The sequence below is a fragment of the Spirosoma montaniterrae genome (assembly GCF_001988955.1).
In the GTDB taxonomy this organism is placed as follows: Bacteria; Bacteroidota; Bacteroidia; order Cytophagales; family Spirosomataceae; genus Spirosoma; species Spirosoma montaniterrae.
On record NZ_CP014263.1, the window covers coordinates 5,517,578 to 5,538,193 of the forward strand.

General features: G+C 51.2%; 28 protein-coding genes and 1 pseudogene. 23 read left to right on the plus strand and 6 right to left on the minus strand.

Going from position 1 to position 20,616, the window contains the following annotated elements; genetic code table 11:
* Positions 1-7: 7 nt before the first annotated feature.
* From AWR27_RS23700 to AWR27_RS23725, 6 genes are all read right to left on the minus strand, one after another.
* Complete coding sequence (locus tag AWR27_RS23700) at positions 8-493, minus strand: MarR family winged helix-turn-helix transcriptional regulator (protein WP_077133477.1); 486 nt, start codon at positions 491-493, stop codon at positions 8-10.
* A 42-nt stretch (positions 494-535) separates the two neighbouring features.
* Entirely contained in the window at positions 536-1,240 is a 705-nt protein-coding gene (locus AWR27_RS23705) for a 2-phosphosulfolactate phosphatase (RefSeq protein WP_077133478.1), read from the minus strand.
* 10 nt (positions 1,241-1,250) lie between these two features.
* Positions 1,251-2,342, minus strand: a complete 1,092-nt coding sequence (gcvT, locus tag AWR27_RS23710; protein WP_077133479.1) for a glycine cleavage system aminomethyltransferase GcvT — start codon at positions 2,340-2,342, stop codon at positions 1,251-1,253.
* A 54-nt stretch (positions 2,343-2,396) separates the two neighbouring features.
* Positions 2,397-3,809, minus strand: a complete 1,413-nt coding sequence (locus tag AWR27_RS23715) for an energy transducer TonB (RefSeq protein ID WP_232325914.1) — start codon at positions 3,807-3,809, stop codon at positions 2,397-2,399.
* Between the two features lie 181 nt (positions 3,810-3,990).
* Positions 3,991-7,347 carry a choice-of-anchor I family protein gene (locus AWR27_RS23720; RefSeq protein ID WP_077133480.1) on the minus strand — a complete coding sequence of 1,119 codons (3,357 nt, stop codon included), beginning with the start codon at positions 7,345-7,347 and terminating at the stop codon, positions 3,991-3,993.
* A gap of 101 nt (positions 7,348-7,448) precedes the next feature.
* Entirely contained in the window at positions 7,449-8,096 is a 648-nt protein-coding gene (locus AWR27_RS23725; protein WP_077133481.1) for a hypothetical protein, read from the minus strand.
* A 210-nt stretch (positions 8,097-8,306) separates the two neighbouring features.
* On the opposite strand from AWR27_RS23725, the gene AWR27_RS23730 reads away from it, so the two are divergent.
* The 23 genes and pseudogenes from AWR27_RS23730 (at position 8,307) to secY (ending at position 20,589) form a co-directional block, all read left to right on the plus strand.
* Positions 8,307-9,386: a type I restriction endonuclease gene (locus AWR27_RS23730; protein WP_077134175.1), complete on the plus strand. Its 1,080-nt coding sequence runs from the start codon at positions 8,307-8,309 to the stop codon at positions 9,384-9,386.
* Positions 9,387-9,756: 370 nt separating this feature from the next.
* A complete protein-coding gene (locus AWR27_RS25885) occupies positions 9,757-10,023 on the plus strand; it encodes a large ribosomal subunit protein uL3 (RefSeq protein WP_232325915.1) in 267 nt (88 codons plus the stop codon).
* Positions 9,963-10,376: pseudogene (rplC, locus tag AWR27_RS23735) on the plus strand (50S ribosomal protein L3); the annotation flags it as partial. The gene AWR27_RS25885 and the pseudogene rplC, both read left to right, overlap by 61 nt.
* Positions 10,377-10,379: 3 nt before the next feature.
* A complete protein-coding gene (rplD, locus tag AWR27_RS23740; RefSeq protein WP_077133482.1) occupies positions 10,380-11,009 on the plus strand; it encodes a 50S ribosomal protein L4 in 630 nt (209 codons plus the stop codon).
* Positions 11,010-11,013: 4 nt separating this feature from the next.
* A complete protein-coding gene (gene rplW, locus AWR27_RS23745; protein ID WP_077133483.1) occupies positions 11,014-11,301 on the plus strand; it encodes a 50S ribosomal protein L23 in 288 nt (95 codons plus the stop codon).
* Positions 11,302-11,331: 30 nt separating this feature from the next.
* Entirely contained in the window at positions 11,332-12,156 is an 825-nt protein-coding gene (gene rplB / locus AWR27_RS23750) for a 50S ribosomal protein L2 (protein ID WP_077133484.1), read from the plus strand.
* 9 nt (positions 12,157-12,165) lie between these two features.
* Positions 12,166-12,444, plus strand: coding sequence for a 30S ribosomal protein S19 (gene rpsS, locus AWR27_RS23755; protein ID WP_012930238.1), 279 nt, complete (start codon positions 12,166-12,168; stop codon positions 12,442-12,444).
* A 97-nt stretch (positions 12,445-12,541) separates the two neighbouring features.
* Positions 12,542-12,928: a 50S ribosomal protein L22 gene (rplV, locus tag AWR27_RS23760; protein ID WP_077133485.1), complete on the plus strand. Its 387-nt coding sequence runs from the start codon at positions 12,542-12,544 to the stop codon at positions 12,926-12,928.
* Positions 12,929-12,930: 2 nt separating this feature from the next.
* Positions 12,931-13,815, plus strand: a complete 885-nt coding sequence (gene rpsC, locus AWR27_RS23765) for a 30S ribosomal protein S3 (RefSeq protein ID WP_077133486.1) — start codon at positions 12,931-12,933, stop codon at positions 13,813-13,815.
* A gap of 89 nt (positions 13,816-13,904) precedes the next feature.
* Complete coding sequence (gene rplP, locus AWR27_RS23770) at positions 13,905-14,336, plus strand: 50S ribosomal protein L16 (RefSeq protein ID WP_077133487.1); 432 nt, start codon at positions 13,905-13,907, stop codon at positions 14,334-14,336.
* A 21-nt stretch (positions 14,337-14,357) separates the two neighbouring features.
* A complete protein-coding gene (gene rpmC, locus AWR27_RS23775; RefSeq protein WP_077133488.1) occupies positions 14,358-14,552 on the plus strand; it encodes a 50S ribosomal protein L29 in 195 nt (64 codons plus the stop codon).
* A gap of 96 nt (positions 14,553-14,648) precedes the next feature.
* Positions 14,649-14,903 (plus strand): 30S ribosomal protein S17, encoded by a 255-nt coding sequence (rpsQ, locus tag AWR27_RS25890; protein WP_257788530.1) that lies wholly within the window; start codon positions 14,649-14,651, stop codon positions 14,901-14,903.
* 3 nt (positions 14,904-14,906) lie between these two features.
* The gene (rplN, locus tag AWR27_RS23785; RefSeq protein ID WP_018618706.1) at positions 14,907-15,275 is read left to right on the plus strand and encodes a 50S ribosomal protein L14; all 369 of its coding nucleotides are present in this window, start codon (positions 14,907-14,909) and stop codon (positions 15,273-15,275) included.
* A gap of 3 nt (positions 15,276-15,278) precedes the next feature.
* Complete coding sequence (gene rplX, locus AWR27_RS23790) at positions 15,279-15,638, plus strand: 50S ribosomal protein L24 (protein WP_077133490.1); 360 nt, start codon at positions 15,279-15,281, stop codon at positions 15,636-15,638.
* A 24-nt stretch (positions 15,639-15,662) separates the two neighbouring features.
* A complete protein-coding gene (gene rplE, locus AWR27_RS23795) occupies positions 15,663-16,217 on the plus strand; it encodes a 50S ribosomal protein L5 (protein ID WP_077133491.1) in 555 nt (184 codons plus the stop codon).
* 12 nt (positions 16,218-16,229) lie between these two features.
* Positions 16,230-16,499: a 30S ribosomal protein S14 gene (gene rpsN, locus AWR27_RS23800; protein WP_018618709.1), complete on the plus strand. Its 270-nt coding sequence runs from the start codon at positions 16,230-16,232 to the stop codon at positions 16,497-16,499.
* 90 nt (positions 16,500-16,589) lie between these two features.
* Positions 16,590-16,988: a 30S ribosomal protein S8 gene (rpsH, locus tag AWR27_RS23805; protein ID WP_077133492.1), complete on the plus strand. Its 399-nt coding sequence runs from the start codon at positions 16,590-16,592 to the stop codon at positions 16,986-16,988.
* A gap of 14 nt (positions 16,989-17,002) precedes the next feature.
* A complete protein-coding gene (gene rplF / locus AWR27_RS23810) occupies positions 17,003-17,560 on the plus strand; it encodes a 50S ribosomal protein L6 (RefSeq protein WP_077133493.1) in 558 nt (185 codons plus the stop codon).
* A 35-nt stretch (positions 17,561-17,595) separates the two neighbouring features.
* Positions 17,596-17,949, plus strand: a complete 354-nt coding sequence (gene rplR, locus AWR27_RS23815) for a 50S ribosomal protein L18 (protein WP_077133494.1) — start codon at positions 17,596-17,598, stop codon at positions 17,947-17,949.
* A 6-nt stretch (positions 17,950-17,955) separates the two neighbouring features.
* Positions 17,956-18,474 (plus strand): 30S ribosomal protein S5, encoded by a 519-nt coding sequence (gene rpsE, locus AWR27_RS23820; protein ID WP_077133495.1) that lies wholly within the window; start codon positions 17,956-17,958, stop codon positions 18,472-18,474.
* A gap of 13 nt (positions 18,475-18,487) precedes the next feature.
* Positions 18,488-18,667 carry a 50S ribosomal protein L30 gene (gene rpmD, locus AWR27_RS23825; RefSeq protein ID WP_077133496.1) on the plus strand — a complete coding sequence of 60 codons (180 nt, stop codon included), beginning with the start codon at positions 18,488-18,490 and terminating at the stop codon, positions 18,665-18,667.
* A gap of 95 nt (positions 18,668-18,762) precedes the next feature.
* Positions 18,763-19,239 (plus strand): 50S ribosomal protein L15, encoded by a 477-nt coding sequence (gene rplO / locus AWR27_RS23830; RefSeq protein ID WP_077133497.1) that lies wholly within the window; start codon positions 18,763-18,765, stop codon positions 19,237-19,239.
* Between the two features lie 33 nt (positions 19,240-19,272).
* Positions 19,273-20,589 carry a preprotein translocase subunit SecY gene (gene secY, locus AWR27_RS23835; protein ID WP_077133498.1) on the plus strand — a complete coding sequence of 439 codons (1,317 nt, stop codon included), beginning with the start codon at positions 19,273-19,275 and terminating at the stop codon, positions 20,587-20,589.
* Positions 20,590-20,616 lie beyond the last annotated feature (27 nt).

Sequence of the window (20,616 nt, forward strand, 5' to 3'; positions counted from 1 at the left end):
ATATAAATTACGGCTCTTCTTTTTCGAGAGCCGCTGTCAATACAACTAACGTGTCGATTAACTGTTCTACACGCTCGTAGCCCACAATGTCGTCAAATTTATTGCGGGCTTCCTGAAACGTATCTCGTAATACGACAAAAAGCTGTTTACCGCGTTCATTCAGAAAAATAACTTTTGACCGGGAATCGGCGGGATTTTTCTCTGTATAGATATACCCTTCGCTTTCCAGCAGACTCACGGTCTTACTCATCATCTGCTTTGTAACGCCCGCCCGTCGAGCCAGCTCATTATTAGTGATGCCTTTCTCGTCGATGTTCGCTAAAAACGCCAGATAGCTCATTTTAAAATTCACGTATCCGGCTGCGTGTAAGCGAGGTTCCATAAAACCATCCAGATACCGTTTCATACGCCACAAAAGCCGCCCGATTGACCGTTCGCGAATGGTGCGAAATTGGTCGAAATCGAAGCCCGTTGTGTCTTTTTTCGAGATCATGCAGCAAGTTAGGCAATCAGGCCGAGAAGGGGTACGTCTTCATTAAAGACGTACCAGCGCATTACCGCGCAAAACAGGAATCTCTTCGTAGAGGTCATGTTGCAGGCAGTATGTAATGTCGCGCTGAATGCCGAGTTTTTGCAAACGCCGGATGTGCGAGGCATTTGCCATATAGCTGACTAAGTTGTCTTTACCATCGCAGTAGAGCCGATGGGCCATGATCGCACTGTCTTCGGCCAGGGCAAAACTATCTTTGAGTCGGTCGATGAGTGCCCCGGCAAAGAGCGTATCTTCCATATTGACACGACCCTTCCAACCCGCACAAAGTACCATAACGTCATATCGTTCTGACTTTAGATAACGAGCAATGGCATCTAAATTCAGGAACGACCCAACCAGCACTTTCACTGCCGAGCGCGATTTGGTGATTGCCAGCGTACCGTTGGTGGTTGTTACGGCGATGTTGGCTCCGCGAATCTGCTCGGTCATGTAGGTGAACGGCGAGTTGTCTAATTCAAAGCCCTCTACTTTGCGGGCGTTGCGCTCGGCAGCGGCCAAATAGCCGCGTTCCTGCCATTGGCGGCACTCCTCGATGGTCGCCACCGGAACAATGCTATTGACACCATAGGCAAAGGCCGTTACCATGCACGAAGTAGCCCGGAACACGTCGGCTACCACCACAATCGTGTTCTCGATGGTATGCAGGTGCAGCAAATCGGGCGTTAAACAAACGTCAATGTGTTTCATCTGTATTCCATCATTTCTTGATAAAGGGCAATTTAACCACCACCGCCTTCAGCCGCCGGTCGCGTACATTAATGAAAATTTCGGTGCCGGGCTTACTGAAAGCGGTTGGCACGTAACCGAGGCCGATGCCTTTGCCGAGCGATGGCGATTGCGTACCCGATGTAACTTCGCCGATGGTGTTTCCGTCGGCGTCGCAGATGGGGTAGTGGCCGCGTGGGATGCCCCGGTCAATCATCTCAAAACCCACAAGTTTGCGGGAAATGCCCTGGGTTTTCTGTTGTTTTAATAAATCGGCGTCTATGAAATCGTGCGTGAATTTCGTGACCCAGCCTAATCCGGCTTCAATGGGCGACGTTTCGTCGGTGATGTCATTGCCGTAGAGGTTGTAGCCCATTTCGAGCCGGAGCGTATCGCGGGCACCCAGGCCGATAGGTTTGATGCCGTAGGGCGCGCCCGCTTCCATGATGGCGTTCCAGACAACTTCGGCCTGATGGTTGGAGACGTAGATTTCAAAGCCACCCGCGCCAGTATAGCCCGTTGCCGATACAATCACGTTTGCCATACCGGCGAAGTCAGCCTTCTCGAACGTATAATACGTCATTTCGAGGTCGGCGGGCGTCAGCGATTCGAGGGCTTTGGCAGCTAATGGCCCCTGCACGGCAAACAGACACATATCGTCGGAAACGTTGACGAGTGTAAGCTGATCGGTATCGCGTATGTGCTGATTAATCCAGTTCCAGTCTTTTTCGATGTTCGACGCATTCACCACGAGCATATACTCGGTTTCGCTGATGCGGTATACCAGCAAATCGTCAACAATGCCGCCCCGACCGTTGGGCAGGTAGCTATATTGCACTTTTCCATCGAACAGCGCACTCGCATCGTTGGCCGACACGCGCTGAATCAGGGCCAGCGCATCGTTGCCTTTCACGATAAATTCGCCCATGTGGGAGACGTCGAAAATGCCAACGCCATTACGGACAGTGTTGTGTTCGTCAAGGTCGGAGGTGTAGCGAACGGGCATCTCGAAGCCCGCAAACGGCACAATTTTCGCGCCCAACTGCTGATGAATGTGATGAAGGGGAATCTGCTTAAGCTCCATTACGCCGAAAGTTATCCGGCAAAAATACGAAGCGGCCTGACAAAGACACCTTAATCAATGCAACATAAAATTTATCGGCAGGTTGTATTTCACCCGGACGGGTTTACCGCGCTCATAGCCCGGTTTCCAGCGACCGCTCATTTTCTTGATAACGCGCAAAGCTTCCTGATCGACGCTGGGAGCGACTCCTTTCAATACCTCATAATCGCAGAGCGTACCATCGGTGCAGACTACGAAGCTGACAAACACTTTGCCTTCGATCCTGGCGCGTTGGGCATCGCTGGGGTAATGCAGGTTCTGCGATAGAAACTCGCCAAGTCCGGTCAGCCCGCCCTTAAACTCCGGTTGTTTTTCGCGCTCGGTGTAGCGTGTTGTGTCGCCGTCGGCGGAGAATGCTTTCCCGGCCTGACAGATGCCTTTTTCGTAACGCTCTTCATACCCATACGAATCGTCGGCGTAGCGACCCGTCCAGATGCCCTCGCGCAAACCGCCAACATACTGCCCCTGTTCGGTGTAGTCGGTCTGCTGGGTTGTATCGCGCTTTGATTCAACGCGTTTTACGGTTAAAAACGGACCATTACCTTCGGTTATCAACTGTCGGCCTGTGCTATCCCAGAACGATAATACCCGTTCGGGAGTAGAACGCTCTAATTGTTTGAGCTTGCCCGTTTGCCAGATTTGCTGAATCTGCCCGCTCGGATACCATGATGACAACGCATACCCTTCGGTCAGCTCATCCGACTTTTCGGCCACAACGCCGTTGGCATGGTACTGTATCGCACTCCCCACGCGCTGCCCCTCCTCGTAATCGGTCTGCTCAACTAATGTGCCCGTTTCATCAACGGTATAAACCCTTCCCAGCCATTGCCCGTCGGCGTCCTGATGTCCGGTTAAAAATAAGGTTTGCTTAGATGGCCCACGCTTCCAGTGCTTTTTGCGTTGCAAAGGCAACCGGACTGCTTCGGCCCAGCCTTTTGGCTTGCGCTTGTAAACAACCAGATCGCCAGTAGGCATACCTACCGAGTCTAAAGGCAAAAGTTGCTTGTATTGTGCCTGACTGGAGTCAGTCACCGCTTTCTCATCCTCATCGTAGTGGCTGATTTTAACGCCACCAACGTACAGGAACGGTTCATTTTTAGTGAACGCAACCGGCACGCTGACAAGTTGCCGAACGGGTTTACCGTCTTTATAGGCCGGTCGCCAGGCGCGGAATAAGCGAAATACCCGCATCGCTTCCTGGTCGCAATCGGGCCGGAGCGAACGAGCCAATGTAATGTCTGACACCGACGCGTCGGGATTAATAATCGCCGACAGAATCACCCGCCCACTGATGCCATCGGCTGCGGCCCGAACAGGTTTGCGGAGGTTGGTCTGCAAAAAGGTATTCAAATAGGGCATACCACCACGTGGCTCGGCAATGCTGTCAACTTCAAAGGGCTGAAAAGCAGCGTTTTGAGCAATTGTCAAAGACGAAACAAATAAAAATATGAGCAATAGTGGTAAACGCATATAGTTAACTATAGGTGAATGTGATTTTCGGGTTACAATACTACTGAAAATATACAGCAACTCTACGTTGGTTTTATCGAAAAAACGCGAACACCCCAACCGCCGAACCGGAAGCTGGGGTGTTCGCGGTTGAAAACAGTTATTGACGAACCACTTTTACCGTTTTCGTCAGTGTGCCGGTCTGAGCCTGTAGCAGATACAACCCCGACGTGCGTCCTAAACCAACTGTTTGCCGCTCAACGGCATCGGCCTGTTCAACGGTCTGGTCGCTCACTACGCGCCCTTGTACGTCGCGCACGGTCAGCCGCAGCCGTTGCCCTTCGGCACCGCGCACGATTACCTGCACCTGATCGGCCAGCGTTGGATTGCCTTGTACCGTTACGACAAAGGTTTTTTCAGTGTCGGCAGCCGCCTTACGCGCACGACTCACGCAGAAGGCCGCGAAATCGAACGTCGTACTAACCGTGCGATTCCCTTGCGTTGCCTGAATAATCAGCGGGCGTGGGTCGTTTCGGAGTTCAGGTTCTATGACGCCGTTAGGACTCATGGCCGACATCCGCCGAACGCCGGGCGCAGCGAACGTAATGGGCGAACCGTTGCCCCCGGCTGTTACAAACGTGATGGCTCCGGTTGCGCAGTCGTAAGTAGGCGGCAGCAGCACTAAGTCGGTAGTGTTGAGTTGCTGGGCGCAAAACGCGCTGATATCGAACGTAACGCTTACGCTCCGGCCACTCTGAATGGCCGTGATGCTGATTGGTTTTGGATCGTTGCGAAGACCAGCCTCAACAATTCCGGTCAGGCTCGTTGGCGATGTTCGGCTGATGCCCGGCGCGATAAACGTAATGGGTGAACCATCGCCCCCAACCGGGTTAAACGTAATCTGACCCGTGTTACAATCATACATCGGCTGAGCCAGCGACAGGCTGCTGACCGACGAATTGATCTGGTAAATAGAAAGCGAGTTGCTGGTTTCGTTAGCGAGCAACACCAGACCGTTACCGTTTGGGCTATCGTTGGCCGGGATATAGATGATGCCCTCGGCACCCCGGTCGTCGGTATTGGGTGACGCTGTGGGGGCTGTGCGGTTCACCGTGTACGTCACAAATTGCGGAGCAGTCGGCGTGGTTACGTCATATACCATTACACCCCCGATGCGTTCCAGGGCCACAAATGCATACACGCGTCCGTTGATGTTGGCGGTGGTTACGCCTTCGGGTTCGGGGCCTTTGTCGTCGCTGCGGTTCTTTGGGGCCGGGTTGCCATCGCTATTGTTGACGTTGAACAGCAGTGGCACCTGCGCCCGCGTAATGCGTTCGAGCTGATCGCCACTGTCCCAGACTAAATTACCATTCGTGTTCCAAATCGTGAACGAACGCGAACCGTAAGCATGAATCTGGTCGAAGTCGCCATCGCCATCTGTATCGCCCGACTGGTTGGTAACGTTGAGCCGACCCAGCAATAGGTTGTTCTTTAACTCAGCCGCATTCGGGAATACCGTTGGATCAAGTACGTAACTGGCTGCGCCGACGCGTACTACCTCCGTCAGCGCGGCATACTCGCGGGCGTCTCCTTCGTTGGCCGTAATCAGGTACGATTGTCCGCCCGACGTAAACGTAGCGATGGCGTCGGGTTGATAGACTCCGAAAACCGGTAGCTTTTGCAGAGCCGGAATACCGCCCTGATCGGTGGGGTCGAGGGCGTTGGCGTCGGTGTTGTGGTTTTTGAGGCCGAGGGGCTTAATCGCCGTTACGCGTTTAGCAACCAGATCGACAACCGCCACGGCGTTATTTTCCTGAAGAGTAACGTAGGCCGTGCGTGAGTCGGTCGAGAAGGTTACGTATTCTGGCTCAAGGTCTTCCGATACGGTGCTACCGTTATTTACGTTGCCTTTGCGGCCATAGAGCCGAACACCTATGCTACGTAAAAAAACCTTCTGATCGTCGAAGGCCGTGAAGCGCACTGTTGTCACATTGCTCTGCGTCAGCGATGCAACACCACCCATCAGATCGATAATTGTTATTGTGCCTTCTGGGTCAATGCTGTAGTCGTCGTTCGGTTCGCCTTCGTCAGCGGTCAATACGTAGCGGCCATCGGGCGAGAACGCTACCATGTCGGGTAATACCCCCGTCGTCACTTCCTTCAAAATCTGACCGTTCGGGTCAAAAAAGACTACTTTCCCCGGCAGCACTTTATTCGTGTTCTCGATAGCAGCAGCAACCAGCCCATCGCGGGTGGCAACGCTGTTGATGCTTCCGCCCAATGCCGATACATTGATCGACGTCAACGCTACCGGAGCCGACGGGTTCGCGAAGTTGACAATGTCGATGCGGTTGGCAACAGAGTTGGCGATGAATAACCGTTTGCTGGTTTTTTCATACGCCACAATCTCCGACGAACCAGCCGTTGGGTTCCGGTAACTGGTGAGCAATTGCAGGTTCAGCGTCGAGCTGGGCGATGGGGCCGGATTATCGTTGTCGAGAATAAACACCAACTGCGAACTGACCGAGCCAATCTGCACCCCCATTGCGTTTTGTAGCCGCAGCGTCAGGTATTCGTCAGCTTCGGCCATGCCGTCGTTTACTACTGCAATGCGATACACCACCGACGTAGCACCTGCCGGAATTGCTACCGTAACCGGCGCACCGATCAGTAGAAAATCGCTGCCGTTCTGCGCCGACCCCGATCCCAACGCTAATTGCACTGAGCCGGTCGCACTGCCGGGGCTGGTTACTGCCAGTGTAACGGCAATGGTGCCGCTGGCTTCGCCTACGCTCTGAGTGGCTGTACTCAACGCCACTGTTGGCAGGGGGCAGGTTGAACCAAACGTAAAGGCAGTTGTGCTGAAAGGCAGGTCGGGCGCAATGCCATCAATTGATTGGTCGCCACCGCTGTTGGGCTGTACCTGCCAGTTGACCGCATTGTTGAGAACCGACGGATAGCAGGCCCGGCTGATGCCTGTGCGGGGGCCGTTGTAGATACCCACGGCAATCTCGCCAGTCAGCGAAAGAGCCGTAACGCCCACTGCCAGACCCGTTCCGGCCAGCGTTCCGAACGTATTGGCGACAACGCCGTTGTTAGAAATAGCACCCAGAAAGGTAGTCGGCGTGTCGGCATTGGTGCCGAGATAAGCGAATACAGCGTCGTTTTCGTTCGAGATACCCCGGTTGCCCGTGATGGTGGCCGAGCCAACGCTGACGACGATGGGCGATGCCGGGCTTGGGTTGATGTTCGAGAACGCTACCACCGTACCGGCTGGGATAACCGCTCCACCCGAATTCCAGACAATGATGCTTTCGCCCGTGTTGAAGCCGGGATTCTGCCACTCATCGTCCCGGAAATAAATGGTTGTGTTGGCTGAAATGGCATCCAGCACTACAAAGTTCAGGTTGTCGGCACCGTCGGCGTTAAAGCCGGTAAACGCAAGGCTGCCCGGCGTTAGCTGGCCAAAGGATAGTAGTGGCAGGCTGAGGAATAGATACAGAAGAAGTTTTCTCATAAACTTTGCTTTGGATTAGAAGGTAAACTATACCATCGCAAAGTTCATAGTTGTCAGATTACCAGAGTTTTAAAAATCGGGCCGACTTTTTAACCGTGTGGTTACAATGGCAACTGTTTTATCGCCAGCCGTTCTACACCAGCTTCAACTAATTGTTCCATATCCTGCTTAGTAGCCCAGTCAGCTACAATTTTTACCCCCACCGAGCGCGGCACCAACGCCCGAAACTGGCGTGCTTCGTGGAGCCTGTTACGGCATTCCGACTCTACAAACCCCGTTCTATCTTTCAGGAAATCGGCCCCGGCGTCGGCGGCTAATTTGATCATTTTCTGCAACTGCTCGTCATTCAGCAGCGACGATTCCAGTACTACCGTTAGTAGCCGTTCCTGGGCATGGGCAAGGGCCACCATCTTCGCGACTTCAATTTTGAGCCAGACCGACGTAGGCGAAAATAGGGCCGAGGTATTCAGTACGAGTTCCAGTTCAGTAGCTCCGTCTTTCAAAGCCAACTCGGCTTCTACTTGCTTCACCTCCGTGCGTTGGTAGCCAAACGGAAACCCGATCACCGCCGAAAGCACTGCCGGGTGTTCGTCGCCAAGTTCGCGACGGGCTTTTTTCACCCAGAACGGCGCGACCGTTAGCCCGGCCAAACCGAGTTGCGTCACATCGTCGTAGGCTTCATACTGTTCGTTGATCGTCACGCCGGGGTGGAGCAGCGTGCGTTCGATGTAGGGAAACAGGTGGTTCACAGCTTGTAAACGTTGTGGTTTGACATATTGTTAAGGCTGAGTGTTAAGTTACTTTCTTGTTTTCTGGCGAAATCTGTTGATAAGCTATGCTACACTCAAGTTGGTAAATTATACCGTTTAGTTAATTTCATTATAATAAATTGGGGTTCACTGGTTAAGTTCACTGCTAAACAATACTTTGTACTTTTATTAGAATTTACGTTTGCGGTTATGGATTTTAAAGATCAAATCAAGCAGTTAGGCGACAGAGTTGTCCGATTAAAAGATTCTATTCATACTGAGGAGGCTACTAAGACAGCCCTCATTTTGCCTTTTCTGCAATGTTTGGGTTATGATGTTTTTAACCCTCTCGAAGTAGTTCCTGAGTTTATTAGTGATATAGGAACAAAGAAAGGTGAAAAGGTGGATTACGCGATTCTTCGGGATGGTGGGGAGCCGTGTATGTTGATCGAATGCAAACATTGGGCGCAAAGTTTAACACTACATGATAATCAACTGCTACGCTACTTCCATGTGACAAAGGCGCGTTTTGGCGTCTTGACAAACGGAATTATATATCGGTTTTACACTGATTTGGTCGAGTCTAACAAAATGGACGAAAAGCCATTTCTGGAAATAAATATGCTCGATTTGAAGGAGCAACATGTTGAGGAATTGAAAAAATTTCACAAGTCGTACTTCGACGTTGATTTAATAGTGTCAACTGCCAGCGAGTTGAAATACACCAGCGAGTTGAAAAGCTTAATGCACAATGAATTTGTCAATCCATCTGATCCACTCGTCAGGCATTTCGCGAAACAAGTATACAGCGGTCAACTGAATGCAAAAATGATGGATTACTTTACGACATTAGTTCGTAAGTCATTCCATCACACAATATCTGATCAGATTACAGATAGGCTAAAAACAGCACTTGGGCAGGAGCAAGATGCAATCACTCAAACTGTAGAATTACCAAACCCAACAGAAGAGAAAACAACTCCTGCTGTCGTCACGACAGCAGAGGAATTAGAGGCTTTCTACGTGGTGAGGGCCATTTTGAGAAGCCAAATTGATCCTGCTCGTATTGTTCATCGGGATGCACAATCTTACTTTGCTATTTTGCTTGACGATAACAACCGGAAGCCCATTTGCAGACTATATTTCAATGGTCAGAAAAAATATATAGCATTGTTAGATGAATCGAAGAAAGAAACTCGCTTTGAACTTGGTTCATTAAACGATATTTTCAATCATGCAGATGCTATATCCAAAGCCATAAGTCTACATGACTCTGATAAAAAGGCTTAACAAACCCCTTACAAAAACTTCTTTAAAATAATTTTTCTAATTCTCGCGAAAAGTTTCTACTTTTGCAGTCCCAAACTCGGAACGCGAGTTAACGACATATGAAGGTGAAGGTCTGCTAACCCGGAAACCACATCTGACTCTGAGCAAACACGGCTTGCTATGCCCTGCTATGTTTGTTCGCAAAAGGTCAGGTGTGTATACGCCTGACCTTTTTTGTGTTGTTCGGGGCTGAAGGTTAAGCACATAATAGGAATCACTCCGAAATATTCTTACCTTTGCGGCCCGATTCGGAGCTATTCAACGTCATGTTGGGCCTTCTGAGTTGGGAATGAGTACCTTAAATTTTCCTGCTTACTTTAAACAAACACAAATGTCTGGTTTAATTGGCAAAAAAATCGGGATGACCAGTGTGTACAATGCGGACGGGCAGGCTCTGGCATGTACAGTCATTGAAACGGGTCCCTGTGTCGTAACTCAAGTTCGTAGCGTCGAGAAAGATGGCTACACGGCTGTGCAACTGGGTTTCGGCGAGAAGAAAGAAAAGCACACCAACAAGCCGGAGATGGGCCACTTCAAAAAGGCTGGCACCACCCCAAGCGTAAACTCGTTGAATTCAAAGAATTCGAGCGCGAGTTGACCCTTGGCGAAACACTCACGGCTGCCGACGTATTTGGTGAAGGCGACTTCATCGACGTGGTCGGAACAGCCAAAGGGCGCGGTTTTCAGGGCGTTGTAAAACGTCATGGATTTGGTGGGGTTGGCGGTCAAACGCACGGTCAGCACAACCGGGGTCGTCACCCAGGTTCGATTGGTGCCTGCTCGTTCCCTTCGCGTGTATTCAAAGGCTTGCGTATGGCAGGCCGGATGGGTGGCAACCGCGTGAAAGTACAGAACCTGCGCGTTCTGCGGATTATGCCTGAGCAAAACCTGCTCGTTGTTAGCGGTTCGATTCCGGGTGCTAAAAATTCATACGTTATTATCGAAAAATAGGCCATGGATGTAATCGTATATAACAGCAAAGGCGAAGACACCGGTAAGAAGGTTACGCTGCCAGAAGAAGTGTTCGGGATTCAGCCCAACCAACACGCGATTTATCTCGACGTGAAACAATACCTGGCCAATCAGCGTCAGGGTACGCACAAAGCAAAAGAACGGGCCGAAGTATCACGCTCGACCCGCAAGCTGAAAAAGCAGAAAGGTACGGGCGGTGCCCGCGCCGGTAGTGCCAAGTCGCCCGTTTTTGTGGGTGGTGGCACGATTTTCGGCCCTCGCCCCCGCGACTACAGCTTCAAGCTGAACAAAAAAGTGAAGGCACTGGCCCGCAAATCGGCATTTGCTGTGAAAGCGCAGGCCGAGAAAATTTCGGTGATCGACAACCTCACGCTCGAAGCACCCCGCACGAAAGACTATATCCAGTTCCTGAACGCGCTGAACGTAGCCGGTCGTAAGACCCTGCTGATTCTGCCCGACGTGAACATGAACGTAGTACTGTCGAGCCGGAATGTGCAGAAAACGAAGGTAACGACGGCGTCGCAGGTAAATACCTACGATCTGATGAACGCCGACCAACTGCTCATCAGCGAAGAGGCTCTGTCAACCATTCAAACGCAGTTTGCTCAATAAGACCATGAACGTACTGAAACGACCAATCGTCACTGAAAAGATGACGGACCTGAACAAGCAGGGGAAGTATGCTTTTGAGGTCGAACTGAAAGCGAACAAGCTGGAGATTGCCAAGGCAGTCGAGCAGATGTACAGCGTTAACGTAGCATCGGTTCATACGATGCGGGTGTACGGCAAAAACCGAAGCAAGAACATCAACGGACGCGTTGTGATGGGCAAGACCCCAACCATTAAGAAAGCAATCGTGACGGTTGCAGAAGGCGAAATCATTGACATTTACGCGGACCTGTAAACCGGGCGTTGCCCTACCAATAAAACAGTCATGGGAGTTAAGAAACTGAGACCCGTAACGCCGAGTACCCGCTTTCGCGTGGCACCCGATTTTGCGGAAATAACCACCTCCAAGCCGGAAAGAAGCCTGCTGGAGCCCCTGAAGAGAACCGGTGGCCGAAACAACGAAGGCCACCGCACTATGCGCTACATTGGTGGAGGTCATAAGCGGCACTACCGCATTATTGATTTCAAGCGCGATAAAGTCGGCCAACCTGCCGAAGTTTTGACTGTCGAGTACGATCCCAACCGTTCGGCCCGCATCTCATTGGTGCAATACGCCGATGGCGAGAAACGCTACATCATTGCCCCACAGGGGATCACCGTTGGTCAAACGATCATATCGGGTGAAGGCGTTACTCCAGATGTAGGTAATGCTTTGCCGTTAAGCTCGATGCCGTTGGGTACGATTGTGCATAACATTGAACTTGTGCCGGGCAAAGGTGGCTCGATGGCCCGTTCGGCTGGCACATATGCTCAACTCGTGGGCCGCGAAGATAAGTACGCTATCCTGCGTTTGCCTTCGGGCGAGACCCGTCGGGTACTGAGTGCCGGTATGGCTACGGTTGGTTCGGTATCGAACCCCGACCACATGAACGTGGTGATGGGTAAAGCGGGCCGAAATCGCTGGTTAGGCATCCGCCCCCGCGTTCGTGGTGTGGTAATGAACCCTGTCGATCACCCGATGGGTGGTGGCGAAGGCCGGGCTTCGGGTGGTCACCCGCGTTCGCGCAACGGTCAGATGGCGAAAGGTCAGAAGACCCGCAAGAGGAATAAGGCTTCAAACAGCATGATCATTAGCCGACGCAAAAAGTAACAGATAACAATGGCACGTTCACTCAAAAAAGGCCCATATATTGATTTTCGTCTGGACAATAAAGTGCAGGCGCAGAATGATTCGGGCAAGAAATCGGTCATCAAAACCTGGTCGCGTCGTTCGATGATTTCGCCGGATTTCGTAGGCCACACGTTTGCTGTTCACAACGGCAACAAGTTTATCCCGGTTTATGTAACGGAGAACATGGTTGGTCACAAGCTGGGTGAGTTTTCGCCCACCCGCAACTTCCGGGGCCACACCGCAAAGAAAGACAAGGGCAAACGATAAACTAAAGTTGTAAGGTTGAATGGTTGTAAAGTTTTAACGTTAGCTGACGCAACACAAACTATACAACACTACAACACTATAACTCTACAACTGACAAATGGAAGCAGTAGCAAGACTTAGAGATGTGCCCACGTCGCCCCGTAAGATGCGGTTGATTGCCGACCTTATTCGTGGTCAGCGCGTTAGCCGGGCACTTGGTGTATTGAAATACCAGCCGCAGGCCGCTGCCGCAACGTTGCAGAAAGTGCTGTTGTCGGCGGTTGCCAACTGGCAGCAAAAAAACGAGGACGTGCGCATCGAAGACGCCGACCTCTTTGTTAAAACGATTTTCGTGGATGGCGGTCCGATGTTGAAGCGTCTGCGCCCCGCTCCGCAGGGTCGTGGTCACCGGATTCGGAAACGCTCGAACCACATTACCATCGTGATCGACAGCGCAGCTCAGCCGGTACTGGAAGAAGCAGAAACCCCCGAAAACGATAACTAAGAATGGGACAGAAAATTAATCCGGTTGGCCTACGACTTGGTATTGTTCGAGGCTGGGAATCAAGCTGGTACGGTGGTAAGGAATTTGCTGATAAACTCGTTGAAGACGAGAAGATCCGTAAGTACATAGCCGCCCGTATCCCGAAAGGAGCCATTGCTCGGGTTGTAATCGAGCGGACGTTGAAGCGTGTTACCCTTACTATTCACACGGCCCGTCCGGGTATCGTGATCGGTAAAGGCGGTAACGAAGTCGACAAGATTAAAGAAGAGTTGAAGAAGATTACGGGCAAAGACGTTCAGATCAACATTTTCGAGATCAAACGGCCTGAAATCGACGCAAAACTGGTTGGTGAAGCCATCGCCCAGCAATTGCAGGCTCGTATTTCGTTCCGTCGTGCTATGAAGCAAGCCATTCAGTCGGCAATGCGGGTTGGCGCACAGGGCATCAAAGTAAAAGTATCGGGTCGGTTAGGCGGTGCCGAAATCGCCCGCTCGGAGCAATACAAAGAAGGTCGTGTACCTCTGCACACACTTCGCGCCGACATCGACTACGCTATCTCAGAAGCGCAAACGGTTTACGGCAAAATCGGCATCAAGGTGTGGATTTTCAAAGGCGAAGTTTACGGCAAGCGCGATCTGTCGCCAGCGGCTATGATGAGTCAGGCGCAGGCTGGCGAGCGTGCTGCCGGTTCTAACGACCGTGGCGACCGTCGTGGTCCACGTGGCGACCGTGAAGGCGGTAACGACCGGGGTGGCCGTGGCCGTGGCGAACGCGGTGGCAACGACCGTGGCGGTAATAACCGTGGCGGTGGTCAGGGTGGCCGTGGCGGTAACAACCGTGGCGGTGGCCAGGGTGGCAACCGGAGCGGTGGAGGTCCAAGACGATAAACGAGTGATGGGCAGTGAATGATGAGTGGTGATTGGCACCAATAAACTCATCACTCATCACTCATCGTTCATAACTTCTTATTATAAAGATGTTACAGCCAAAAAGAACAAAATTCCGCAAGATGCACAAAGGCCGGATTCCCGGTATCGCATCGCGTGGTCATGAAATCGCTTTCGGCACGTTCGCTATCAAATCGCTGGAACCCGGTCGGATCACGGCCCGCCAGATTGAAGCGGCACGTATTTCAGTGACGCGGGCTATGAAACGGGAAGGCCAGGTTTGGATCCGTATTTTCCCCGACAAGCCGATCACCAAGAAACCCGCCGAAGTGCGGATGGGTAAAGGTAAAGGTGCCCCGGAATACTGGGTTGCCGTCGTAAAGCCCGGTACGATTATGTTCGAAGCCACGGGCGTTCCTCTGGAAACGGGTATGGAAGCACTGCGTCTGGCGGCTCAAAAGCTGCCGGTTCGGACCAAGTTTGTGGTTCGGCGCGATTATCAGGAGCAAGGCGACGAGTAGGACCCCTAAGCGACGAACAAGATGAAAAAGGAAGATTTGAAAGGATTGTCGGTTGATGAGCTTCGTACAGAAATTGCTGTAGAAGAAAACCGCCTGCTGAAACTAAAGTTTGCCCATGCTGTGTCTCCAATTGAGAACCCCATGCGCATTCGTGAGAGCCGCAAACGGGTGGCTCGTCTGCATACGGAACTGACAGCTAAATCGCGGCAAGCCTAATAAGACACGACGATGGAAGAGCAACAAGCACAAGCACCACAGGCCGAAGTAGCCCCTGTGGCCGCAGCAACCCCACAGACGTCGGTAACAACGACGTTGGAGCGGAATGCCCGCAAAGAGCGTATCGGTAAGGTGACGAGCAACAAGATGCAGAAAACCATCACTGTTGCCATTGACCGCAAGGTGAAGCACCCGCTCTACGGTAAATTTCAGCACAAGACCAAGAAATTGACGGTTCACGACGAGAACAATGAGTGCAACATCGGTGATGTTGTGCGCGTGATGGAAACTCGTCCGTTGAGTAAGAATAAGCGTTGGCGGTTAGTCGAAATCATCGAAAAAGCGAAGTAAGCCATGGTACAGCAAGAATCAAGATTAGGCGTAGCCGATAACAGTGGTGCTAAGGAAGTACTGGTTATTCGCGTCCTGGGCGGTACGGGCAAACGGTATGCATCGGTTGGTGATAAGATCGTTGTCACAGTGAAACAGGCCCTGTCGTCCAGTAGCATGAAAAAAGGCACGGTATCGAAAGCCGTTGTTGTTCGGACTAAGAAGGAAGTACGCCGGAAAGACGGGTCGTACATTCGGTTTGAAGATAACGCTGCCGTACTGCTGAACAACAACGATGAGCCGCGTGGTACCCGGATTTTCGGACCCGTTGCCCGTGAGCTGCGCGAGAAACAATTCATGAAGATCGTATCGTTAGCCCCGGAGGTACTGTAACAAATGAAAAAGAAAGTAATTCTGCCCAAACATAAGTTTCACATCAAAACGGGCGATACGGTTCTCGTTATTGGTGGTAACTCGAAAGGTCAGCGGGGTGTGGTAAAAGAAGTAATCGTAGAAAAAGACCGTGCTCGGATTGAGGGCGTCGCTATGATTACGAAGCACATCAAGCCTACGGCCTCTAATCCGCAGGGTAGCCTGGTAAAAACAGAAGGTTCGGTTCATATCAGTAACCTGATGCTGATCGACCCTGCTACCGGCGAACCCACCCGCACGGGCCGTAAGGTGAACGAAAAAGGAAAATTGCAGCGTGTCTCCAAAAAGACTGGCAATTTCATTCCCGATCCGGCCATCCGTTAATCACACGAAAAAAGGTCTAAGAGAATGGCAACGCCAAGACTGAAAGAAAAATATTTGAACGAGGTCGTGCCTCAGTTGAAAGACAAATTCCAGTATAAGTCGGTAATGCAAGTGCCGCGTCTGAGCAAAATTGTTATCAACAAAGGTATCGGTGCCGCCGTAGCCGACAAGAAACTGGTCGACGTAGGTGTCGAAGAGTTGACGACCATTACCGGACAGAAGGCCATCCCGACGCTGTCGAAAAAAGCCGTGTCGAACTTTAAACTACGGGAAAACATGCCCATTGGTGCGAAGGTGACATTGCGGGGTGAGCGCATGTTTGAATTCCTCGACCGGCTGACGACGGTGTCGTTGCCCCGCGTTCGAGACTTCAAAGGTATCAGCGATAAAGGATTTGATGGTCGTGGAAACTACACCTTCGGCGTGCAGGAGCAGATCATCTTTCCTGAGATCAGCATCGATAAAGTGTCTCGTATTTCGGGAATGGACATTACGTTCGTAACGACCGCCAATACCGACGCTGAGAGCTACGAACTGCTGAAAGCAATGGGTATGCCGTTTGCAAAAAGTGGCAAATAATAACCAACCGACATGGCAAAAGAATCAATTAAAGCACGGGAGCGGAAACGCGAGGCACTGGTAGCCAAATACGCTGTGAAGCGGGCTGCCCTGAAAGCTGCCGGAGACTATATCGGGCTGGACAAACTGCCCAAGAATGCATCGCCGGTTCGGCTGCACAATCGGTGCAAACTGACAGGTCGCCCACGGGGCTATATGCGCAAGTTTGGTATTTCGCGGGTAACGTTCCGTGAAATGGCATCGGCAGGTAAGATTCCGGGTGTAACCAAGGCAAGCTGGTAATTTCCAGACTCCATTTTCGTAAGCAATTCAGTTTCCGTAATTTTGCAAACTTGTTCAAAAACAGCGGTTTGTAAGTAACGCAACACAAGAATGAATACAGATCCAATAGCAGATTACCTGACCCGTGTCAGGAACGCTATCCGGGCTAAGCACCGGGTTGTGGAGATTCCTGCTTCCAATATAAAGAAAGAGATTACGAAGGTGTTGTACGACAAAGGCTACATCCAGAACTACAAGTTCGATGACAGCACACCACAGGGAACGATTAAAATCGCCCTGAAGTACAACCCAACAACCAAGCAGCCGGCTATTGTCGATCTGCAACGCATCAGCCGTCCGGGTCTGCGTCAGTATCGGGGTGCCGACAATTTGCCGCGTATCCTGAATGGATTGGGCATCGCTATTCTTTCGACCTCGAAAGGTGTGATGACCGATAAAGAAGCCAAGACGCTGAACGTCGGTGGTGAGGTATTGTGTTACGTTTATTAATCCCGCACTGAACGATGTCACGTATAGGTAAGAAACCCATCGCCCTGCCCAGCAACGTAACGTTGTCTGTTGACGACCAGAACGTTGTGACGGTAAAAGGGCCTAAAGGCACCCTGACCCAAACCGTTGACCGCGACATTACGGTTAGCGTTGAAGATGGTCAGATTCAGGTAACGCGTCCTACCGAGCAGAAGCGGCATAAAGCTCTGCACGGTCTCTATCGCTCGTTGGTAAGCAACATGGTGTTGGGCGTTAGTGAGGGCTTTAAGCTCAACCTCGAAATCATTGGGGTAGGTTATAAAGCATCCGTTGCCAATAACGTACTTGAACTACAACTTGGCTACTCACACAATGTGTATGTGGCAGTGCCGAGCGAAATCAAGGTAACAGCCGTTACGGAAAAAGGTCAGAACCCGAAAGTTTATCTGGAAGGATATGACAAGCAATTGCTGGGCGATGTAGCAGCCAAAATCCGCTCGTTGCGCAAAGTTGAGCCGTACAAAGGCAAAGGTATCCGCTTCGTGGGCGAAGAAGTTCGTCGGAAAGCTGGTAAGTCTTCGTCTAAGAAATAATTTCAAATTCGCCTATTTGGTCGGAATCAAATAAAATGGCAACGAATAAAAAATCAAGAAGACAGCGGATTAAGTTCGGTATTCGCGCTAAAGTGTCGGGTACACCGCAACGTCCGCGTCTGACCGTATTTCGCTCGAATAAAGCGATCTACGCCCAAATTATCGATGACGTAGCGGGCCATACGCTGGCTTCGGCCTCGTCGGTCGAACTGAAAAATGAGGTACAAGGCAACACCATCGAAACGGCGAAGAAAGTCGGTTTGCGGTTAGCTGAGAAAGCGAAAGCCAAGAACATCGACGCCGTCGTGTTTGATCGCAATGGCTACCTGTATCACGGAAAAGTTAAAGCACTGGCCGATGCAGCCCGCGAGGGTGGCCTTTCCTTCTAAGCGAAGATGAACACGAACGCAGCAAGACCTACAAAGTATAACGAAGCCGACCTAAAAGAAAAGGTAGTAGCCATCAATCGCGTAGCGAAAGTGGTGAAGGGTGGTCGTCGGTTTAGTTTCTCGGCAATCGTTGTGGTTGGCGATGGTAACGGCGTAGTTGGTTATGGCTTAGGCAAAGCCAATGAAGTAACTGACGCCATTGCGAAGGGCGTAGAAGACGCCAAGAAAAACTTAGTACAGATTCCGCTGTTGAAGCGCACGGTTCCGCACGAGATGGAAGGTAAATTCAGCGGTGGTTTTGTTCTGCTGAAGCCTGCTGCCCCTGGTACGGGCCTGATTGCTGGTGGTGCTATGCGTGCTGTGCTGGAATCAGCCGGCGTACATGATATCCTGGCAAAATCGAAGGGTTCGTCGAACCCGCACAACGTAGTAAAAGCAACTCTCGATGCATTGCTGAAGATGCGTCTACCCCATCAGGTGGCGTTTCAGCGGCAGATAAGCGTTGCTAAAGTGTTTAACGGCTAATCGAAGCACAGACATGGCACAAGTACGCATTACGCAGGTCCGTAGCACGATCAAACGGCCTCTAACACAAAAAAACGCTATCAAGTCACTGGGCTTGGGCAAAATCAACCGCAGTGTAGTCGTTGAAATGAACGACTCTATGCGTGGTGCAGTGAACAAAGTACAGCACCTGGTGAAGGTTGAAGAAATTTAATTATCTTTGCGATTCTTTTGGCTTTTTGTGTGCTTCGATGCTCTATTGAGGTGCAACATCAGGTCAAAAGAATCAGCTTTTTAACAAAAACAACAATGAATTTAAGCAACCTTAGACCGGCAAAAGGTTCCGTCAGAGAGCGCAAGCGAGTCGGGCGCGGACAAGGCTCGGGTATGGGCGGTACGTCCACCCGTGGTCACAAAGGAGCGCAGTCGCGTTCTGGTTATAGCCGCAAAACACACTTTGAAGGTGGTCAGATGCCCCTACAACGTCGTGTGCCAAAGTTTGGCTTTAAAAATATCAACCGCGTCGAATACAAACCTCTCAATCTGGATTCGATTCAGACTCTGGTTGAGCAAACGAACGCTACGGTCGTTGACCTGAACCTGCTTTTAGAGCACGGTCTTGTCAGCAAGAAGGATTTGGTAAAAATTCTGAGCCGTGGCGAATTAACGTCGGCAGTTGAAATTCACGCGCATGCTTTCTCCGCTTCGGCAAAGGAAGCGATTGAGAAAGCCGGTGGCAAGGCAATTGTGCCGACAAAACCAGCGAAAGAAGAAGCAGCGAACTAATCGTGTGAGCACGGCTAAGGCCGACCTACTTGTATGAACCGACTCATCACCACGTTTAAAAATATTTTTGCGATTGACGAGTTGCGGAGTCGAATCCTCAACACGCTGCTGTTTATCACGGCGTTTCGTCTCGGTTCGGCCATTGTGCTGCCCGGTGTTGATCCGAACAAACTGAATCTGAACCCACAGGGGTTGCTCGGTTTGCTGGATACGTTTTTGGGAGGAGCCTTCAGTAAAGCGTCAATTTTTGCGCTGGGCATCATGCCGTACATCTCGGCCTCGATTGCTATCCAGTTGCTGACGCTCGCGCTGCCTTACTTCCAGAAAATGCAGAAGGAAGGTGAATCGGGCAGAAAGCGTTTGAATCAGATTACCCGCGTGTTAACTATCGCGGTAACAGCCGTTCAGGCTATCACCTATATCCGCACCACAATTCCGCCGGAAGCTCTGCTGATTGATCGCGGTTTGTTCACGATCTCGTCATTGTTCATTCTGACGTCAGGTACCATTTTCTGTATGTGGCTTGGCGAACGGATTACGGATAAAGGTATAGGTAACGGGATCTCGATGATTATTATGATCGGGATTGTGTCGCGGTTGCCGGGTGCTATCATTGGCGAAGCGCAGTCTCGCGGTACGAGCCAGCTATTGGTTTTCGTGCTGGAGATCGTAGCTCTTTACTTTGTTGTGATGGGCGCGGTGGTGCTGACACAGGCCGTTCGACGGATACCAATTCAGTATGCCAAACAGGTTATCGGTAATAAGGTTGTGGGCGGTCAGCGGCAGTACCTGCCATTGAAATTAAACGCAGCCGGTGTGATGCCGATTATCTTTGCACAGGCGTTAATGTTCATCCCGACTTACGTGGCCGGACTGTTTGCTGACAAGAGCGACTTTGCGGCTGGTGTGCAGAATGCATTTGCGAGCTATACGTCGTGGCAGTATAACCTGCTGTTCGCGCTGCTGATTATTGTCTTCACATTCTTCTACACGGCTATCTCGGTTAACCCCGTTCAGATTGCCGACGACATGAAGCGTAGCGGTGGTTTTATTCCAGGGGTAAAGCCGGGCATTCAAACCTCTGACTATATCGGCACCGTGTTGGATCGGATTACGCTGCCGGGTGCTATCATGCTGGCGGTTGTAGCTATCCTGCCTGCTATTGCTAACCTATTGGGTATGACCAGCGGTTTTGCACAGTTCTTTGGCGGAACGTCCTTGCTGATTATGGTAGGTGTTGTGCTCGACACGCTGCAACAGGTTGAAAGCTACCTGCTGATGCGCCGGTACGAAGGGTTGATGAAGTCAGGTCGTGTACAGGGCCGAACGAGCGAAGCCGCAGTTGCTTAATAGAAATGGGAAGTTCTGAGAAGAAAG

What these genes read in the sequence shown, in the direction of transcription:
- gcvT (WP_077133479.1), bottom strand. Translation starts at nt 2,342, where the DNA reads ATGGAGCTTAAGCAGATTCCCCTTCATCACATTCATCAGCAGTTGGGC.
- rplR (WP_077133494.1), top strand. Translation starts at nt 17,596, where the DNA reads ATGGCAACGAATAAAAAATCAAGAAGACAGCGGATTAAGTTCGGTATT.
- rplV (WP_077133485.1), top strand. Translation starts at nt 12,542, where the DNA reads ATGGAAGCAGTAGCAAGACTTAGAGATGTGCCCACGTCGCCCCGTAAG.
- secY (WP_077133498.1), top strand. Translation starts at nt 19,273, where the DNA reads ATGAACCGACTCATCACCACGTTTAAAAATATTTTTGCGATTGACGAG.
- rplX (WP_077133490.1), top strand. Translation starts at nt 15,279, where the DNA reads ATGAAAAAGAAAGTAATTCTGCCCAAACATAAGTTTCACATCAAAACG.
- rplN (WP_018618706.1), top strand. Translation starts at nt 14,907, where the DNA reads ATGGTACAGCAAGAATCAAGATTAGGCGTAGCCGATAACAGTGGTGCT.
- AWR27_RS23730 (WP_077134175.1), top strand. Translation starts at nt 8,307, where the DNA reads ATGGATTTTAAAGATCAAATCAAGCAGTTAGGCGACAGAGTTGTCCGA.
- AWR27_RS25885 (WP_232325915.1), top strand. Translation starts at nt 9,757, where the DNA reads ATGTCTGGTTTAATTGGCAAAAAAATCGGGATGACCAGTGTGTACAAT.
- AWR27_RS23720 (WP_077133480.1), bottom strand. Translation starts at nt 7,347, where the DNA reads ATGAGAAAACTTCTTCTGTATCTATTCCTCAGCCTGCCACTACTATCC.
- rplW (WP_077133483.1), top strand. Translation starts at nt 11,014, where the DNA reads ATGAACGTACTGAAACGACCAATCGTCACTGAAAAGATGACGGACCTG.
- rpsC (WP_077133486.1), top strand. Translation starts at nt 12,931, where the DNA reads ATGGGACAGAAAATTAATCCGGTTGGCCTACGACTTGGTATTGTTCGA.
- rplF (WP_077133493.1), top strand. Translation starts at nt 17,003, where the DNA reads ATGTCACGTATAGGTAAGAAACCCATCGCCCTGCCCAGCAACGTAACG.
- rpsH (WP_077133492.1), top strand. Translation starts at nt 16,590, where the DNA reads ATGAATACAGATCCAATAGCAGATTACCTGACCCGTGTCAGGAACGCT.
- rplB (WP_077133484.1), top strand. Translation starts at nt 11,332, where the DNA reads ATGGGAGTTAAGAAACTGAGACCCGTAACGCCGAGTACCCGCTTTCGC.
- AWR27_RS23705 (WP_077133478.1), bottom strand. Translation starts at nt 1,240, where the DNA reads ATGAAACACATTGACGTTTGTTTAACGCCCGATTTGCTGCACCTGCAT.
- rpsE (WP_077133495.1), top strand. Translation starts at nt 17,956, where the DNA reads ATGAACACGAACGCAGCAAGACCTACAAAGTATAACGAAGCCGACCTA.
- rpmC (WP_077133488.1), top strand. Translation starts at nt 14,358, where the DNA reads ATGAAAAAGGAAGATTTGAAAGGATTGTCGGTTGATGAGCTTCGTACA.
- rplD (WP_077133482.1), top strand. Translation starts at nt 10,380, where the DNA reads ATGGATGTAATCGTATATAACAGCAAAGGCGAAGACACCGGTAAGAAG.
- rplE (WP_077133491.1), top strand. Translation starts at nt 15,663, where the DNA reads ATGGCAACGCCAAGACTGAAAGAAAAATATTTGAACGAGGTCGTGCCT.
- AWR27_RS23700 (WP_077133477.1), bottom strand. Translation starts at nt 493, where the DNA reads ATGATCTCGAAAAAAGACACAACGGGCTTCGATTTCGACCAATTTCGC.
- rplP (WP_077133487.1), top strand. Translation starts at nt 13,905, where the DNA reads ATGTTACAGCCAAAAAGAACAAAATTCCGCAAGATGCACAAAGGCCGG.
- rplO (WP_077133497.1), top strand. Translation starts at nt 18,763, where the DNA reads ATGAATTTAAGCAACCTTAGACCGGCAAAAGGTTCCGTCAGAGAGCGC.
- rpmD (WP_077133496.1), top strand. Translation starts at nt 18,488, where the DNA reads ATGGCACAAGTACGCATTACGCAGGTCCGTAGCACGATCAAACGGCCT.
- rpsS (WP_012930238.1), top strand. Translation starts at nt 12,166, where the DNA reads ATGGCACGTTCACTCAAAAAAGGCCCATATATTGATTTTCGTCTGGAC.
- rpsN (WP_018618709.1), top strand. Translation starts at nt 16,230, where the DNA reads ATGGCAAAAGAATCAATTAAAGCACGGGAGCGGAAACGCGAGGCACTG.